Annotated in this window: 16 protein-coding genes; 3 read left to right on the top strand and 13 right to left on the bottom strand. The window is 47.2% G+C overall.

Annotation, left to right across the window (positions count from 1 at the left end; genetic code table 11):
* Nucleotides 1-20: 20 nt before the first annotated feature.
* From ALFI_RS06655 to ALFI_RS06665, 3 genes are all read left to right on the top strand, one after another.
* Nucleotides 21-986, top strand: a complete 966-nt coding sequence (locus tag ALFI_RS06655) for a PASTA domain-containing protein (protein ID WP_014775255.1) — start codon at nucleotides 21-23, stop codon at nucleotides 984-986.
* Complete coding sequence (locus tag ALFI_RS06660) at nucleotides 986-2,074, top strand: RluA family pseudouridine synthase (protein WP_014775256.1); 1,089 nt, start codon at nucleotides 986-988, stop codon at nucleotides 2,072-2,074. Before ALFI_RS06655 ends, ALFI_RS06660 begins: the two co-directional genes overlap by 1 nt.
* 265 nt (nucleotides 2,075-2,339) lie before the next feature.
* Nucleotides 2,340-4,196 (top strand): YgiQ family radical SAM protein, encoded by a 1,857-nt coding sequence (locus ALFI_RS06665; protein WP_014775257.1) that lies wholly within the window; start codon nucleotides 2,340-2,342, stop codon nucleotides 4,194-4,196.
* Nucleotides 4,197-4,326: 130 nt separating this feature from the next.
* On the opposite strand, the gene ALFI_RS16905 is transcribed toward ALFI_RS06665, so the two are convergent.
* From ALFI_RS16905 to rfbB, 13 genes are all read right to left on the bottom strand, one after another.
* On the bottom strand, nucleotides 4,327-4,485 hold the full coding sequence (locus tag ALFI_RS16905; protein ID WP_014775258.1) for a hypothetical protein: 159 nt from the start codon (nucleotides 4,483-4,485) through the stop codon (nucleotides 4,327-4,329).
* Between the two features lie 38 nt (nucleotides 4,486-4,523).
* On the bottom strand, nucleotides 4,524-5,600 hold the full coding sequence (locus ALFI_RS06670; protein ID WP_014775259.1) for a nucleotidyltransferase domain-containing protein: 1,077 nt from the start codon (nucleotides 5,598-5,600) through the stop codon (nucleotides 4,524-4,526).
* Between the two features lie 33 nt (nucleotides 5,601-5,633).
* Nucleotides 5,634-6,707, bottom strand: coding sequence for a DUF1972 domain-containing protein (locus ALFI_RS06675; RefSeq protein WP_014775260.1), 1,074 nt, complete (start codon nucleotides 6,705-6,707; stop codon nucleotides 5,634-5,636).
* A gap of 1 nt (nucleotide 6,708) precedes the next feature.
* A complete protein-coding gene (locus tag ALFI_RS06680; RefSeq protein WP_014775261.1) occupies nucleotides 6,709-7,809 on the bottom strand; it encodes a glycosyltransferase in 1,101 nt (366 codons plus the stop codon).
* A 9-nt stretch (nucleotides 7,810-7,818) separates the two neighbouring features.
* Complete coding sequence (locus ALFI_RS06685; RefSeq protein WP_306508930.1) at nucleotides 7,819-8,817, bottom strand: acyltransferase family protein; 999 nt, start codon at nucleotides 8,815-8,817, stop codon at nucleotides 7,819-7,821.
* A 92-nt stretch (nucleotides 8,818-8,909) separates the two neighbouring features.
* Nucleotides 8,910-9,422, bottom strand: coding sequence for an acyltransferase (locus ALFI_RS06690; RefSeq protein ID WP_009596904.1), 513 nt, complete (start codon nucleotides 9,420-9,422; stop codon nucleotides 8,910-8,912).
* Nucleotides 9,423-9,429: 7 nt separating this feature from the next.
* On the bottom strand, nucleotides 9,430-10,323 hold the full coding sequence (locus ALFI_RS06695; protein WP_009596832.1) for a glycosyltransferase family 2 protein: 894 nt from the start codon (nucleotides 10,321-10,323) through the stop codon (nucleotides 9,430-9,432).
* Entirely contained in the window at nucleotides 10,324-11,541 is a 1,218-nt protein-coding gene (locus ALFI_RS06700) for a hypothetical protein (protein WP_009596863.1), read from the bottom strand.
* A 241-nt stretch (nucleotides 11,542-11,782) separates the two neighbouring features.
* A complete protein-coding gene (locus ALFI_RS06705) occupies nucleotides 11,783-12,658 on the bottom strand; it encodes a nitroreductase family protein (RefSeq protein WP_014775263.1) in 876 nt (291 codons plus the stop codon).
* Nucleotides 12,655-13,863 (bottom strand): polysaccharide pyruvyl transferase family protein, encoded by a 1,209-nt coding sequence (locus ALFI_RS06710; RefSeq protein ID WP_014775264.1) that lies wholly within the window; start codon nucleotides 13,861-13,863, stop codon nucleotides 12,655-12,657. The genes ALFI_RS06705 and ALFI_RS06710 overlap by 4 nt, the downstream gene beginning before the upstream one ends.
* Nucleotides 13,860-14,819 (bottom strand): glycosyltransferase, encoded by a 960-nt coding sequence (locus ALFI_RS06715; RefSeq protein ID WP_014775265.1) that lies wholly within the window; start codon nucleotides 14,817-14,819, stop codon nucleotides 13,860-13,862. Before ALFI_RS06715 ends, ALFI_RS06710 begins: the two co-directional genes overlap by 4 nt.
* Complete coding sequence (locus ALFI_RS06720; RefSeq protein WP_014775266.1) at nucleotides 14,816-16,342, bottom strand: lipopolysaccharide biosynthesis protein; 1,527 nt, start codon at nucleotides 16,340-16,342, stop codon at nucleotides 14,816-14,818. Before ALFI_RS06720 ends, ALFI_RS06715 begins: the two co-directional genes overlap by 4 nt.
* A gap of 144 nt (nucleotides 16,343-16,486) precedes the next feature.
* On the bottom strand, nucleotides 16,487-17,593 hold the full coding sequence (gene rfbB, locus ALFI_RS06725) for a dTDP-glucose 4,6-dehydratase (protein WP_014775267.1): 1,107 nt from the start codon (nucleotides 17,591-17,593) through the stop codon (nucleotides 16,487-16,489).
* Nucleotides 17,594-17,609: the final 16 nt, after the last annotated feature.

A 17,609-nucleotide genomic window follows, 5' to 3' on the forward strand; every position in this document is an offset into this window, starting at 1 on the left:
AAAACACAACTCCCGCGAAAATGGAGAAACTGACATATTACTGGAAGAAACTGCGGCAGAACAAGCTGGCATACAACTTCGTGCTGATAGCGGCGATCATTCTGGCAATGGCCGTCACGGCGCATTTCGTCATGCAGGTCGGCACGCGCCACGGCGCCCGCCGCATCGTGCCCGACTTTTCGGGCGTGAAGCTCGACGACGCGCAGCGCACGGCCCGCAAATACGATCTCGAACTGCATATCAACGACTCGCTGTTCGTGCCGGCCTACGAAGGCGGCATCGTCCTCGACCAGCTGCCCGAAGGCGGCGTGGAGGTCAAACCCGGACGTACGGTCTATATCACGATCAACTCGTTCCGGCAGAAGATGGTGCCCGTGCCCTACGTGGCGGGACGTTCGCTGCGGCAGGCCAAGAACATGCTGGAGATCGCAGGACTCGAAATCGGCGAACTGATCTACCGCGCCGACATGGCGACCAACTATGTGCTGGAAGAGTACTGCGAAGGGCGTCCCGTCATCCAGAACAGCAGGATTCAGGCCGAAATGGGATCGGGCGTAACGCTCTACGTGGGCGTCGAGGGCGGTTTCGGCTCGACGGTCGTGCCGCGGCTGGTGGGATTCCCGCTCAAGGAGGCCAAAGGCCGTTTGTGGGAGCTGGGGCTTAATGTCGGCAAGATCGACTTCGACGAAGGCATCAACCTGCTGAACCAGAAAGACGCCCGCGTCTACGTGCAGGTTCCGACGGCCGAACGGAGCGCCGCGCTGGGTTCGCGCGTCGATCTCAAACTGACACTCGACGAGAAAAAACTCGCCCAGCACCGCGCCACCGCCGAGAAACAGGCCCGCGAAGCCGCCGAAGAGCGTCTGCGGCTCGAACGCGAGCGCGCCGACTCGCTGGCGCAGGCCGAATTCGAACAGGCGGCCGCCGCCGGGGAAGAACAGCCCGAAATCCTGCCCGCAACCGATAACGACGGATTTTTCGACTGATGGCCGACGAACGCTACATAACCGAGGACCCGGAACTCGACGACGGGCAGACGGCGGACGAGGACGGCGAGGGCGCCGGACTCTACGAGCATTTCGCCGTGGTGGCCGACAAGGGGCAGGCTCCGCTGCGGCTGGACAAGTTCCTGACCGTACGCATGGAGAAATGCTCGCGCAACCGCATTCAGGCGGCGGCCGACTGCGGCAGCATACTCGTGAACGGCAAGGCCGCCAAGTCGAGCTACAAGGTCAAACCGCTCGACCGCATCCAGATCGTGCTGCCCTACCCGCGGCGCGAAGTGGAGATCATCCCCGAAGATATCCCACTCGAAATTCCCTACGAGGACGACGACCTGCTGATCGTCAACAAACCGGCGGGGCTGGTCGTGCATCCCGGTCACGGCAACTACAGCGGCACGCTCGTCAACGCGCTGACCTACCATCTGCGCAACCTGCCCCTGTTTCAGGAGGGCGACATGCGCGCGGGGCTGGTCCACCGCATCGACAAGAACACCTCAGGGCTGCTCGTGGTCGCCAAAAACGAACAGTCGCACGCGCGGCTTGCCAAACAGTTCTTCGACCACACCATCGGGCGGCGTTACGTGGCGCTGGTATGGGGCAATTTCGAAGAGGACGAAGGGACCATCACGGGCAACATAGGGCGCAGCCCCCGCGACCGGCAGAAGATGTTCGTCTTCGAGGACGGCTCGGACGGCAAGCACGCCGTGACCCACTGGCGGGTGCTGAAGCGTTACGGCTACGTGACGCTGGTCGAGTGCCGGCTCGAAACAGGCCGCACGCACCAGATCCGCGTCCATATGTCGTGGCAGGGCCATCCGCTCTTCAACGACGAACGCTACGGCGGCGACCGCATCCTCAAAGGCACGACCTTCTCGAAATACAAGCAGTTCATCGAAAACTGCTTCGCCGTAATGCCCCGCCATGCGCTGCATGCGCAGTCGCTGGGCTTCGTACACCCCATGACGCACGAGGCAGTCCATTTCGAGAGCGAACTGCCCGACGATTTCCGCGCGCTGCTCGAAAAATGGGACACCTACGCCGCGGCGTCGAAGGAGAGCGATAACGGATAAGCGGCCCGGCAGCGGTCTTTCGCCATAAATCCGAGGTCCTGTCCCCGAAAACACGGTACCGCATACGCGCGGACATCGCATACGGAGAAATCCGAAGACACCCGCCGCACCGGAAAGTACAGCCGGCGAGCTTTCACCTGCTGCCGCAGAGCGGCAGAAAGCCCTTCCAGAGGGAAGGGTTTGGGAATAGGAACGGATTTGCAAATGCCGCCTGCGGCGGCCGGAAAGCCATACGAAATAGACAGTTACGAAAATAAACCACGCTTTGTTTCTACCGACCACGATAAAAGAGGTCCGCGCACGCGGATGGGAGCAGTTGGACGTCATCCTCTTTTCGGGCGACGCCTACATCGACCATCCGGCATTCGGCGCGGCGGTAATCGGCCGCCTTCTGGAAGCCGAAGGGTATCGTGTAGCGATCGTGCCGCAGCCCAACTGGCGGGACGACCTGCGCGACTTCACCAAACTCGGCGCGCCGCGGCTCTTCTTCGGCGTCTCGGCAGGATCGATGGATTCGATGGTCAACCACTACACGGCCAACCTGCGCCTTCGGAGCAACGACGCCTACACGCCCGGCGGCAAGGCGGGGTTCCGGCCCGATTACGCCGTCAAGGTCTACACGCAGATTCTAAAACGGCTGTTTCCGCACGTTCCGGTGGTCATCGGAGGCATCGAAGCCTCCCTGCGGCGGCTGACCCATTACGACTACTGGAACGACACGCTCAAACCCTCGGTGCTGGCCGAAAGCGGCGCCGACCTGCTGATCTACGGCATGGGCGAACGGGTCGTGCAGCAGGTCGCCAAAGCCATGCGGAACGGCTACAACGCCAAACTGCTGCGCAAACTGCGGCAGGTGGCCTTCATGGCCGACAACGGTTACGTGGAGCGGCTCGATCCGGCGGAGACGATCCGGCTGCACGCCTACGAGGAGTGCGTGCGGGACAAACGGGCCTTCGGCGAGAATTTCACCATCATCGAGACCCAGAGCAACCTGATGGAGCCGACGGCGACGCTCATCGAGGCCGTGGGCGACCGTTATGTGGTCGTCACGCCGCCCAACACGACACTCTCGACCGACGAGCTGGACCACTCGTTCGACCTTCCCTACGAGCGCGCACCGCATCCGCGCTACAACGGCAAAGGGGATATTCCGGCGTGGGAGATGATCAAACACTCGGTCAATATCCACCGGGGATGCTTCGGCGGCTGTTCGTTCTGTACCATATCGGCCCATCAGGGCAAGTTCATCAACTCGCGCAGCGAACGTTCCATCCTCGCAGAGGTGGAGCGCGTGACCCGGATGCCGGACTTCAAAGGTTATCTGTCGGACGTGGGCGCCCCGTCGGCCAACATGTACCGCATGGGCGGACGCGACCGGGAATTGTGCCGCAAATGCCGCCGCCCGTCGTGCCTGCATCCGAAGATGTGCCCCAATCTGGACAACGACCACCGCCCGCTGCTGGCGCTTTACGAAAAGATCCGGGCGGTGAAAGGCGTCAAAAAGGCCTTTGTCGGCAGCGGCATCCGCTACGACCTGTTTGACGAGAGTCCCTATCTCGATACGGTCGTGAAATACCACACGTCGGGACGACTGAAAGTCGCGCCCGAACACACCGAAGATGCCGTGCTGAAACTGATGCGCAAACCGCCGTTCGCGCTCTTCGAGCGGCTGACCGCCGATTTCCAGCGCATCTGCCGCCGCGAAGGACTGCCCTACCAGCTGATTCCCTACTTCATCTCGTCGCACCCCGGCTGCACCGAACGCGACATGCGTTCGCTGTCGGAGAAAGTCCTCGGCAAACTCCATTTCAACCTCGAACAGGTACAGGACCTCACCCCCACGCCGATGACACTTTCGTCGGTGATGTTCTACACCGGAGAGAATCCCTATACGCACGAAAAGGTCTACGTCGCCCGCTCGCAGGAGGAGAAACGGCGGCAGAAATCGTATTTCTTCAATGAAAAGCCGACCGGAAACCCGACGGTTCCGGAACGGCGCACAACCGCCAGACAAGAACGCGCCCCGAAGAATTATCGCCCGAACGGAGATCGGACGTCGGCCCCCCGACCGCGAAAAGGGGAAAATCCCCGTACAATACCGGGGATAAAGCGCAAAAGGTAAGTAATCCGCACGCCGCACGGCCTGCAGTCGGGCACCGACGTACTTCAAGCCTATTCATGCGGATTTTCAGCGCATTTCAGCGACGAGGAAAGCCGGAGCGTCGCTCCGGCTTTCTTCATACTATTCGGTGTTATTTTACGCCCCACTTATCGCCAACGCGTTTCAGCAGGCGGGAGATGCGGCTCACCTCTTTGTCATCGTCCCCCGTCACCGGAGTCCGGCGTATCAGCCACCACAAAAGCATATAAAACAAGACGAGAAAGACCGACCAGACAACTACATATATCATATCTCTCTATTTTCAGGACAATCCGGATAAACAGCGGCTCATTTCAATTCCGGTGAAGCATCGAACAAGAGACCGAACACCGATCGCGCCATCTCCCCGAAAAGACTGCGCCCGTAAAGCTGTCTGTATTTCCAGCGTGACGAAAGCATGTTGCAAACCAGCTTCGCCCGTCTCTTGTAAACGGGCAATCCGCTGACATGCCGTTTGTTCGCCAGCACATCGGCCAGCACTCTATCCATGCAGCGGCGGTCAAACGACACCCCCGGATTCGTCAGAGGGACGCCCCACACATCCACGGCTATGGCATTCATGGTATCCGCAAACCGGGAGAAACCCAAATCGTCGCAGATCCTGTAAAAATAATTCCAGTCTATCGCATTCTGCTCCTTCCCGACGAACAAAGCCCAGTCGAGCAGATGCCGCAGGGTGATCCCCTCGATCAGGAAGTGAAAAAAGCCATGATAGGTAATATACAGTGCATTGACCGTCGGAAACAATGTATGGAATCTGTCCTCTCCGAACGGCACGAAGTCTCCGCCTTTTACGGCGTCCTGAAAGATTCGCTCCAACCGCCTGATATCGCTCTTCCCTTTGAAAGAGGTCAGATAACGATGGTTTTCGAACATGACGCCGTTCGAGCAGATATGGTTGTGCTTATAATCCAGCCCCGAAACCTTCATCCCCCGGCATCGGGCGATCTCGTTCCCCTTCTCGAACCCTTCGGGCAGAAGGATGTCGATATCCCCGCATTCGCGCTGCAATGGGAAAGGATAATAACGGGCCAATCCGATCCCTTTGAGCAGGATCAGCCGGCAGCCCGCATCGGTACAAAGAGCCGCAAAACGGGCTGCTTCCAGCATTTGTCTCTTCGACCGCGAGACGATCTGCTCCGCCCCGTACGCCCACTGCAACCTCAATCCCCGGCCCGGCTGCAAATCCGGAGACAACCGCCGGACGCTCTCCCACGCCACGGCCAGCACCCCCTGCTGCGCCGCCTGCCCATATACCCGGCTCCATTCCGGATCGGACAACGCCTTATCGAGAGCCGGTTCCTGCATATTTATCGCCGCGGCAAGCAACCGCAGCAACACCCGGTCGGCAGGATTTAGCGTCATAGGAAATCATGGATTGCTCCCGGCAACGGGAATTCAGTAAATCGCTTCATACTGACCGACAACTTTACGCCACGTGTAACATTCATTAGCCAGCCGTTCCATACTGCCGGAAGTATCCTCCCGGCTTTCGGCAGCAAGAGCGGCCAGTTCCTCCGGAGTGCTCCAATAACAGGCTTTATGACCGGTCGTCTCCCGATTGTAACCCACATCGAACGCCAGAATCGGAGCGCCGCAGGACATGGCCTCCACAAGCGACGGGTTGGTTCCGCCGGCGCTATGTCCGTGAATATAAAACAGGCACTGTTTCCGGAGCACGAAGAGTTGTTCCCTGTCATAGACCGGATCGACAATATGGATATTGCAGAACTTGCCATATACGGCTTTCAACTCCCGGCCGTAGGCACTCAGATTCCAATTACCGATAAATACGAGCGGGATATTCGTTTTAGAGAACGCCTCCAGAATCAGATGACAATTGTTTTCCGGCTCGATCCGGCAGATAGTACAGGCGTATGCTTTCGCCCCGACTCCGAAGGAGGCGAGGATTTCGCGCTGCCGGGAAAGATCGACCGGGATCACGGCATGATCCCCGCCATAGGCGATCAGAACCGACGGCTTACGGTAAGTCTCCGTGACATAGTCGCGGATCACCTTATTGTCCGCAATTACGACATCGGCAAACTTGACAGCGATCCGCTCCGACAAACGGAGAAACTTGCGGGCCCATTTGCCCCACTTGTCCCGCCTGTGCTCCAAGCCGTCGATATTGACGACGATCCTCTTGCGGAACAGCAACCGATACAACGGCAAAAACAGACACCCGGAAACGCCCAAAATGAGCACGACGTCGTACCCCCGGCCGACAGTCCGGATCAACGACCAGATATCATACGGAATACTTTGCATACCGTTTGCATGCAACGGCACGTATTCAAGCCGGGCGTTTTTATAAGCTTTCAATCTGGTCGGATAAGCCTTGCCACTGCAAAAAACAGTATAATCCACATCTTCGGAACAACACTCTCCGATGAGGTTTTCCACAAGGGTTTCAAAACCTCCGTATTTCGCCGGAACGCCGACGGTTCCGATAACTGCGACCTTCTTCATATTACCGTTTTATCCAAATAGCGAATTGCTTTTTAAAAGCTTCTATTTCACTTCGGTTGGTATACCGAAAATAATCCTTGTCTGTAAAATAATCCGCAGAGGAATGCAGCCCGATAACCGAAGCGAGCGTTTCGGCATATGCCGGGACATCCTTGCCGGACAAGATGCCGAAGCTGGGAAATTCGGTCAGCATTCTCCTGAAATAAGGCACGTCGCTCGCAAGGATCGGTTTACGAAAATAGAACGCCATTTCGAGAATTCCGCTCTGTGATGTTTTGCGATACGGCAGCGCCACATAATCGGTATGTTCATAAAGATATACCAATTCATCGTCCTCGATATGTCTGAGGACAATCTTAAAAGCGGCCTTGTCCGACGGCTGCACCCGATGTACCGTCCCATCGAAATCCTTCCCTGCAATAATTACGTTCGCTTTGCAGCGAAGTTCCGGCTCCAAACTATTCACTGCCGATATAAGGATATCGATTCCCTTGTCATAGGTTATATTCCCGAAAAACAAGATATTCACTTTGTCTTCCGCAATTGCGGAAACAATATCCGCCCCCAGACGGCGAATGTCGTAATTCTTCGAAAAACAATATTTGAAATGAGGTACGAACAGCCGGTTACCCCGATAGCCGTATTCCTCCAGCAGATCGTTCGTCCGTTGGGAATGAACGATGACCGTCGCAAATCGTTCGGAGTATACCTTTCGGAAGCATCGTTTCAACCCGGCATTGTCATCCGCATTTTGCGCAATCGCTTCATGGATATCGATTATGCTTTTCTTTGCGAGGGAAACGATATACATGAACGGCAAGTCGATGGAGTTACCGTAAGCCAGATAAACGAAGCAGGCTTTTTTGTTTCGCAGGACAAAGCAGAACAACATCAGGTAGTTCCGCAACAGACAACATATTTTGCGCAGCCTGTTTCCCTTGTACTGGTGTAAAAAAAAGGGCCTGCCATCGTTTTCACCGGCATAATTCGACAGTACGGAAACATCCAGTCCCGGAACTGCAGACAAAACCCGGCAAAAAGCGTCGTTGTAATAATGCATTCCGCAATGCATTCCGATGTAATCGACAAGATATACCTTCATGATACATTTTTATAATCCGATGAGCATATTCAAATACTTATTGTCAATGCGTTGGATTACCTTCGAGACAAGAACTGGGATATAAATCCCGGACAGGACGCACAATACATAAAAATACGGATACGTTCCCTGCATCCCCAGTTTATTATATATCATTTTTATTCCGATCTGAATAAAAATTCCGAGTAAAAAAATCTGGTACGTATAATTGCGGAACGACACGAATACGTTATTCGACAAATTCCGGTCGAATTTACCGGCCAATCCCCAACATAACAGGCAACCGGACAATGACATAACCAGCGTTACGACATCCTCTTCAACCCCGCCTACCCAAAACATCGCAACATACAGGATCAGGCAGATTGCGATGCAGCACGGCCGTTTTATCGCCGTCTCAAAACAGTTATTGGCAGCAATCAATAGCCCTAGAAAAAAGAATATGAAAAAATGGACGGCACGGTTGAATGCAAATACTCCGCTCATATCGCCCACGGGAATAAAGAACAAACCGGCAGCGCAGCACAAACAAAGCAAGGACAACCAATTGTTTTTCAATATTCTCCTATACACTTCCAACAAGGAAAAGTAAAGCAGGACAACTGCCACGAACCACATCTCTTGCAACGGGCCCTCGAATGGCCGAACAAAGGCACTGACAAAGGATTTCAACGATAAGGTGACCGGCCTCTCGACTCCCCCGACATATACTTTGAGAAAAAATGCGAATACCGTAAAAAATAGATACGGAATGCCGAGCCTCTTGAATTTATCGGTCAATGTCTTTCTATACGACGCCCCTTTGTCGATGCGGGTAATGTAAAACAGATAGCCGGATATCATAATGAACAACGGCATATGAAAAGAATAGGCTACCTTCTTGAGAAACAACGCACATTCATGACAATCAGCATCGAAAGAAGAGGCGAAAGCCGTAACAGAGAGCGGGGAATGACCGATAACTACCCATAACATGGCCCAGCCTTGCAATAACAGCAGCCATGTAATCTTTTTCCGAGGGGGGGGGAGATCATAAAATCAGAAATTTCTATATTCAATTAAACAGGGATTGTATCCACAAACTTTTTACAACACAAAAATCACTTCGGTTTGAAAGCATTCGTATCGACAGGTATTTCCGACTCGTCTTGATATCTATTACAGATAAACCGGACCGGAACGCCAGCCCAAACCTGATAGGGAGGAATGTCCTTGTTCACCACAGAACCCGCCCCGATAACAGCACCGTCACCGATTGTCACCGGTTTTGTGAATATGGCATTGCTTCCGATATATACATTCCGCCCAATATGAATTTCACCCCGGTAATAGGCATGCTCTTTCAAATTCCGGACATCATAATAATGAGAAAGCAGAATACATCCATCCGTAATTGTCGTCCCCTTACCGATAAAAATATCTTCTGGATGAATCGTATCAATAGAAACCCGACCGATCCGAACTACACCTTTTTCAATAGAAACGCCTAAAAGCTTATATATCTTCGCACGAAAAAAGCCGGTCATGGGAAAAATCCCGCAAAATCTAAAACAGAATATTTTTATATACCGACTGAGTCTGGAATTATAATCCGCCCTTTTATAGTTTTCCATACCGACACTACCTATTAGTAAACAATAAAACTCTCAATAATCTCTTCTGCTGATCCGGGGTATCTTTTCGCATTAACAGGATCGGAAGCCATAACACGGCATTGCATAATCTATAAGACCAGAAAACGAAATAATTATAATGCTTCCGGATGTATAGCAACTTACTGCGGAAAATATTCTCAATGCGATTGAAAGACCACAACTTTGTATTCGACGGATCACTTCCGCCTTCGAGATGTATTATCTCTGGCCCGTTTATGAGAAGCCTTTCATATCCGGCTTTCGACATCCGAAATTGCCAGTCTACCTCCTCGCAATACATGAAGAATACAGGATCAAAAGTCCCCAATTCGTCACAAACCATTCGGGGAACGAACAAATCCGCTCCGGTGATATAATCAACGGGGGTAGGCTGTTGTACCGATGCCGGACAGAGATGGTTGCGTTTTTTCAGAAACCGTAAATACTTACCCAACACTTCTGCGATCTCACCCCTCGGCGTTATAAACCGACCATATGAATGTATGTTTTTTTGATTTTGGTCTTTCAAAACAGCTCCTACAGCGCCGATTTTCCGATCCGGATTCTTTTCGCAGAAATCGAAGAACAGCTTCACTGCGTTATTAAGCAAAATAGTATCCGAATTCAAGAAAAACAAATATCGCCCTTTAGCTTCCCGGATTCCGAGGTTATTCGCCCTGCCGAACCCCAGATTTCGGTCGCTGTAAATATACTTTATGCGCTTATCCTGCGCAAAAACCTCTTTGCTGCCATCCGTCGATGCATTGTCCACCAATATGATCTCGTATTCGACAGTCGAGGTTTGCGCAATAATGCTTTCAATGCAGTCCGAAGTCAATCCCAGCGTATTGTAGTTAACTATGATAACGGATACGTCCATTTACAGAAACTTGTTCTTAATAAACACATTGGGATCAGATCGCCCGAATAATGGATAAAAAACTAATGCAACTCGCAGGCAACCTTCTGCATACAAAGTATCATTATTCAAGAATACCAACAAAATCAGAAAAGACAGGAGCATATATCTCATATAACTTCGAATGTCATTATCCTGAACAAGAGAAGTCTTCTTATATAAATTGTAATATAGTCCCAAATATATCAGGACAAGGACAAGTCCCCCACGCGCTAAAGTTCCCCATATTCCTATATCTGCCAGATAGAATGCCCCGCCAAAAAACGTATGAAATCCCTCATCTCGAAAATGCACAGACAAATTACCAAAGCCAAGAATCAGATTTTGCTGAATATACGGCATAACGGACTCAACAGAATTCACTCGTGCAAGAGTAGAGGAATCGCTACTTTTTTCCCACTTAGTAGCTTCAATCAAAGAATCGACAAGTTTATCATTAAACGAAAGGAGAACAAGAGCTCCAATCAAAGGTAAAACGCCAAGCGCCAAGCGTTTTAACGAGATTCCTTTCATCCTAACGTAATAAATCGCATATATAATAGCCAACAATGCAACAGGTTGCCGTCCTTTATTTACAAACAACAAGTAAACCATTAAAACAAAGAATGGAAGATAATTCTCCTTTTGAGCAGGCTTTTTTACAAAACGGATCAAATAGAAAACATATGAAATAATCATCAAACTGGAACACACGGTAAGTTTAAGACCTTTTACCAGATCTTCCAATGCCACTGTCTCCACAATATTGGTAGTCACCAAATACTCCTGAACAGTTAAATGGTTCACTCCGAAAACAAAAAAAGCAATAATAGAAACAACTGCAATAATTAAATTGACTTTATTAATTTGCCGAAGTAATAAACTATAGTCATATTTTATATTATACAAAAAGAAACCCAACAAAATGAACCATAGATAACGCAACGAGGCAAACCCCATAAAAAATGACTGCCCGAATATCTCTTGGCTTTGAAATGCTGCATATATAGGAAAAACGAAACAATACAATCCGGCAAATATCGCAACAGTAGAAATTCGTTTAAAGACAAGATAATAGATAAATGCCCCTAATCCTAATATCAGAAACAAATAATGACATCCCTGTAGAAGAGGTATACTACCTAAGAATTCCAAAGCTCCTATAAAATCTAGAAGCAATATATAAATGAGATATTTCATACGATTCTACAATATTCACCACATGGATTTTGGATGATGTTTTTATCATCTCTTAGACAAAAGAGTCTGTCAACAAGAGTATTATTCCTGCACTTCTTACCCCAAAAGAATTTGGGAAATATCCACAAATACCTACGAAGAATAACTTTTTAGCAATTATCAACACAAGCCAATTCATCAAATGTAAATCGCTCCGATTTTGGAGAAGTAACTATTCCCGATTTATAATGTCCGCCTAATATCAAAACAACAGGCATCTCACATTGGGGAATCTTAGCAATCTTTTTAAATTCCTTCTCTCTGCGAGGGGTCCCCGGATAAACATTTTAAAACAAGACGCAATATGATTCAAATGCAACCCCATAACAAAATTCATCGCATATAAACCGCCGTCAATCAACGCCTGATACCTCTCATAATTTCCTCCAAAATAATTGCAATTAACCGTTACACAAATGAGAACCGATGCATTATCACACCATCCTTGTGTCCCTAACTGATTATCCAACAATTTTCTTATCACATTTTTATCTCTAAAAACATGAATACGAGAAGCCTGCCTGTTACAGGCAGATGGAGTATAAGAAGCTATACGGCAAGCCTCCCTGATTTCATCATCGGTTACAGGATCATCAGAATATTCCCGGACACTAACGCGACTTGCATAGAACTCTTCTATTATCTTTTTATCGAAACAAGAAGGTTCAGATACCTTTTTAGTACCACCTATTCGGGAAGAAGACATCGATTTCTTATTTTTTTCTAAAAAATCACAAATACGATTACGGCTCTCTTCATCACGAGTGGCATATGGACTCTTAAGATACTCAGCAAGAATATTAATTGCTACAATACAAACTTTATTAAGACCGTATTGTTCAATATGTTTATCAAGTAGCCTTATTAATCTAACAGCCTTCTCCCCACCAAAAATTCTTGCCGAAGGGAAAGACATTCCCTTCTCTAACGCATGCATAACAAGCATAATCTGCGCATTCGACTTATCTTGCGTAATGACCGGATTAATTAGAGAATGCTTTATATAAAAATGAAAGTCAGCAAAAAAACAATATAAAAGTTTTGCAGAATCAACAAATTGAATGATTATTTTTTTCATATCTTAAAAAACGTCATCAGATTTTCCATTAACAAATTGTACCGTTCAGCAACGACCGTCGCCATTCTATTCCTTATCATATTTTTCAATTCTGCCCGTTGAAAATAGGCTTTTTTTATATCTAGCAATATATCCCGTTCATCTTTCACTTTCATATCTCCCATAATAGGATAATCTAATGTTTCCAAAAACAGGCCATTGAATTTACGACTATATGCCATTGGATATACCGCCACTTCTGATGAAAAAGCAGCAATAGCAGAATGCATGCGAGCCCCCATAAAAAAGTCCATTCCTGCGATATAATTCTTAGCAACAATAGGATCAAAAAAGAGTGGGGCTAAAATCAAATTTTCATTACAATATTCCTCGTAAATATCATAGGCAACAGCGTAATCATTTTCAAGTCCACGCTCTCCACCCACTACATGAGGAATCAAATGCAGTTTTACATCCTTCTTTGACAGAAAATATTCAACAATTCCTCTTATCAAACATTGATAATTCGATTTCAAACCGAACTGATTGTCCATCGTATAACCACCATTCCAAAGCAACGCAGAGATATTCAAACCGACATGGATATACTCTTTATTAAATTCTTTTTTTTCATATGGCATGAAAAAAGCAACATCAATTATCTCGGTAACATCCAGATTCGGCAATAAACTTTTGACATAATCAGCACTCTGTTTATCACGCACCATCACACATTTTGCACTTCGAACGGCGCCCATTGCCTTTTTACGAAGACCCGCATCGTTAAATGGGCCAATCGTTTGTGGTAAAATACAAAGCGGGATATTAAACTTTTTTGCCAGTTTGTATTCTGAATAAATCCACTTAAACCGCTTTTCTCCATAAATATCCGCAAAACTATCCCCCTGTCCTATATCCAAAATAAAATCAGCGTCCTTATATATTTTACGGCTGGAAAAATATTGACGAGGACGGATCATGTTTTCCAAAGCATTTCTTTTATTATAAAAAGAAATATTTTGACAACTTTTATACTTAAGTTCGACACCACCACAATGAAAGGTATGATTTTCAGTCAACCTAAATCCACTATCCGGAAGATAGAATACATGTGGGATATTACTCTTATTTAATAATTTATCTATAAGGTACATAATAGACAAACTCAGTGCAACACACCCTCGATTGCCATTATTCACTGAGCTGTTAGATAATATTATATTCATACCTTAGATTTCAAAGTTTTATATCCCGACTTAAAAATATGCAATCCATCAAGGATATACGTACGCATCCCGATATATTTTACACACCCAGCCGTTTTAAACCAGTCCTTAATTTTATTATTCTTCAAATATTCATAGCGTAATTTCCCTGCATTATAGTAGCGTTTCAGATCAAAAATTATGTCTCCCTTTTCTGGATAATATTCGGAACAAAATTCCAAGAATCCTTTGAGATTCAAAAATCTTCGATATGCATAATAGATATATAAATCTCCTCCAAACTCCTGTTTACTCCACTCTTCTGCAATCCTAACTGTCGCACTTTGATGCTCTCTTCTTTTCACCAACACTTCGTCAAGAAAAAATAGTCCATTCTGCATTGTTGCAATCAAACTAATCGCAATATCATATGGTATAAATCGACAACATTCTTCATAATGTCCATAAATTAACTCCTTCTTAAAGGCTATAGTCATCCCCATATAATAATGAAACTGACAGAACTCCGGGATGGTAATTAATTTAAGAGAATTTATCTTCCTATTGGGAACCTTCGCATGTTCGTAAATTACTCCATTATTGTTAAATGATAAATATGCCGTAGAAAGCAATTTTATTTGAGGGTTGCTTTGATAAATAGCAATAATTCTTTCCACCTTATTATCATACCATATATCATCCTGATCAGCAATCAAAATAAGATCGCCACTAGCTTGTTTGAATCCATTTTGGAAATTTACTATAAACCCTTGATTTTCCTCATTTCCCAGCAACAACCAATTAGCAAGTGAATGTCTGTTGATAAAATCTTGACAAATAGCTCTTGTATTATCTGTAGAGCAGTCATCTATAATAATAACTTCATCAACAGGAACTGTTTGAACTCTTATTGATTCTAATTGATCATATATAAATTTCTCCCCATTATAAGATGAAATCACAACAGAGGTTTTCATTTTTTTATAAATTTACGTACCGCATTTACAACATACTGCCGTTCCCCAATATCCAATCCCATGATATAGATTGTCAAACCAGTACATATGATCGACAATATCAAATATGACAGTATTAAAAAAAAGTTATCGGAATCTAAATAATTTGCAATAACACAAGATAATCCCCAAGCTATAACTCCAGTGATCAACGATCTAAAAACAACAGATCTTACGAAATAACTGACATCCAGATTTACCAGATTTTTAAGTACCACCAATCTAACATACAGGGTTATTACTATGATTATAAGCGATATAAAATAGACTACGATCGGCTGAAATCCAATTCTTAAGAAGAAATATGATAAAGGGATATTCATTATCTCAAAAATCCCCGTATAAAGTTGAAACTTTTTTATATTTCCATTTGCATTTGCTGCCGTCGCCAAAGGAAGAGAAAAAGTATTGATTGTCGAAGCCAATAATGCAATCCGACAAAAATCAGCAGTATATTCAGGAACAGTTTTTAGCCAAATTACAAGTAAACTTTCAATTCTTATACATACTGGCAACATAATGATTAGCAGCAAAAAGAACGAAAACTTTGCACTTTTGAAAATCAAGGAGAAAAAATTACCTAGATCTCCTGAAGCATAGGACTGTATTATTCGAGGATTCACCGCAACTTGGAAATTACTTACAAATCCGCGAACCGTTCCGCTGACTTGCTCCGTCAACCCTCGCGCGGCATTTAAAACAGGCCCGAAAAATATATTAAGGATAATGCCAACTATTTGACCATTTAATGTCATTGAGATGCTACTAAACAAATTCCAGCCGGAAAAAGACAGCATTTGGCGATACCAATATTTCTCAGTGCAAAACTTGAACCTTGTTTCTTTAAACTTTCTATTACAATATATCTTATAAAGCAAACTGGTAATCAACACCATTAAAAACACCATCAATCCATATAATATCAATTTATCTGTTTTAAAGAAAAATAACAAACAGACCGCTATAAAATGTAGAATGGTACTAATGATTCCAATTGTTGCATACTGCTTCATATGCTCATGTGCAATAATACTAGCAGTATATGGAATTTGATTCAAAGAAAGTATAGTCGAAAATATAGTAAACTGATATACATAGTTGGCCGCTGTCATTCTGTCCTGAGGTATATTCATATGCGTATTCAAAAACCACAACCCCAATGTTTCTGCAACGATAAAGATGAGAATTGCGAATATCACATATATTACAACAGAAGCCGAAAATACTTTATTTAGATTCTCATGATTTCCCCGTCCTAATTCAAAATTAATGAATCTTTGGGTGCCAATCAACAACGTAGAGTTCAAGAAAGTAAAGATAACAATAATACTTCCTACAACATTATATACTCCAAAATCGATAATCCCCAATTGATTTAGTAAAATACGAGAAGTAAAAAACCCCACAATCATGGAGAACAACATTCTCACATACAATGTTGCGGTATTTTTAACTAAACTTTTTCGTTCAGTCGAGGTTGCCAAATTGTTTTTCAATTTTCACAAACACTATATAGCCAGTACCAGTTATTTACTGAACGATTAGACATTTTCGTATTCTCATCTCTTGCCCACTTGCACCTAATAAATCAAGCAGATGTATTCAGTTCTGCACCGAATAATTACTGTCTAATTTTTGTACATGCTTTGGTAGTATTTTTCATACTCCCCGGAGGTGATCTGGTCCATCCATTTTTGGTTCTGGAGGTACCAGCGGACCGTCTTTTCGATCCCCTCCTCGAACTGCAGGCTGGGCTGCCAGCCCAGCTCGTCTTTGAGTTTGCGCGAGTCGATGGCGTATCTCAGGTCGTGACCCGCGCGGTCGGCGACATACGTGATCAGCTTTTCCGAAGCGCCTTCGGGATTGCCCAGCAACCGGTCCACGGTTTTGACGATCACCCGTATCAGGTCGATGTTCTTCCATTCGTTGAAACCCCCGATGTTGTACGTGTCGGCGACCTTGCCCTTGTGGAAGATCACGTCGATGGCACGCGCGTGGTCCTCGACGTAGAGCCAGTCGCGGACGTTCTCCCCGCGGCCGTACACCGGAAGCGGCCTTCCGCGGCGGATGTTGTTGATGAACAGCGGAATCAGCTTCTCAGGGAACTGGTAAGGACCGTAGTTGTTCGAGCAGTTGGTAACCAGCGTCGGCATGCCGTACGTGTCGTGGTAGGCCCGCACGAAGTGGTCCGACGAAGCTTTCGACGCCGAGTAGGGGCTGTGCGGGTCGTACTTCGTCTCCTCGGTGAAGAACTCCTCCCCGAAAGGACCGCCGCCGCTCTCGCAGCCCGCAGGGTCCCCCGCGGGGCGGGTCAGCTCCAGCGCACCGTACACTTCGTCGGTCGAGATGTGGTAGAACAGCTTGCCCGCCCAATTGCCGTTCCAATGCTCCCGCGCAGCTTCGAGCAGCGACAGCGTGCCCATGACGTTCGTACGCGCGAAGGTGAACGGATCCCTGATCGAGCGGTCCACGTGGCTCTCGGCTGCGAGGTGGATCACCCCGTCGATGCCGTACTGCCGGAACAGTTCACGCATCGCCTCGAAGTCGCAGATGTCGCCCCTGACGAAAGTGTAGTTCGGCCGCTCCTCGATGTCCCGCAGGTTGGCAAGGTTGCCCGCATAGGTCAGCTTGTCGAGGTTGACGATCCGGTAATCGGGGTATTTGGTCACGAAAAGACGGACCACATGCGAGCCGATGAAGCCCGCGCCGCCCGTGATGAGGATAGTGCGTTGCATATATTCAATATTAATG

The sequence above is a fragment of the Alistipes finegoldii DSM 17242 genome (assembly GCF_000265365.1).
Classification (GTDB): Bacteria; Bacteroidota; Bacteroidia; order Bacteroidales; family Rikenellaceae; genus Alistipes; species Alistipes finegoldii.

Excerpts from the sequence above, each read along its gene's own strand:
- ALFI_RS06715 (WP_014775265.1), bottom strand. The coding sequence starts at position 14,819 with ATGAAAACCTCTGTTGTGATTTCATCTTATAATGGGGAGAAATTTATA.
- ALFI_RS06700 (WP_009596863.1), bottom strand. The coding sequence starts at position 11,541 with ATGAAATATCTCATTTATATATTGCTTCTAGATTTTATAGGAGCTTTG.
- ALFI_RS06660 (WP_014775256.1), top strand. The coding sequence starts at position 986 with ATGGCCGACGAACGCTACATAACCGAGGACCCGGAACTCGACGACGGG.
- ALFI_RS06655 (WP_014775255.1), top strand. The coding sequence starts at position 21 with ATGGAGAAACTGACATATTACTGGAAGAAACTGCGGCAGAACAAGCTG.
- ALFI_RS06705 (WP_014775263.1), bottom strand. The coding sequence starts at position 12,658 with ATGAAAAAAATAATCATTCAATTTGTTGATTCTGCAAAACTTTTATAT.
- ALFI_RS06680 (WP_014775261.1), bottom strand. The coding sequence starts at position 7,809 with ATGAAGGTATATCTTGTCGATTACATCGGAATGCATTGCGGAATGCAT.
- ALFI_RS16905 (WP_014775258.1), bottom strand. The coding sequence starts at position 4,485 with ATGATATATGTAGTTGTCTGGTCGGTCTTTCTCGTCTTGTTTTATATG.
- ALFI_RS06670 (WP_014775259.1), bottom strand. The coding sequence starts at position 5,600 with ATGACGCTAAATCCTGCCGACCGGGTGTTGCTGCGGTTGCTTGCCGCG.
- ALFI_RS06710 (WP_014775264.1), bottom strand. The coding sequence starts at position 13,863 with ATGAATATAATATTATCTAACAGCTCAGTGAATAATGGCAATCGAGGG.
- ALFI_RS06690 (WP_009596904.1), bottom strand. The coding sequence starts at position 9,422 with ATGGAAAACTATAAAAGGGCGGATTATAATTCCAGACTCAGTCGGTAT.
- ALFI_RS06695 (WP_009596832.1), bottom strand. The coding sequence starts at position 10,323 with ATGGACGTATCCGTTATCATAGTTAACTACAATACGCTGGGATTGACT.
- ALFI_RS06675 (WP_014775260.1), bottom strand. The coding sequence starts at position 6,707 with ATGAAGAAGGTCGCAGTTATCGGAACCGTCGGCGTTCCGGCGAAATAC.
- rfbB (WP_014775267.1), bottom strand. The coding sequence starts at position 17,593 with ATGCAACGCACTATCCTCATCACGGGCGGCGCGGGCTTCATCGGCTCG.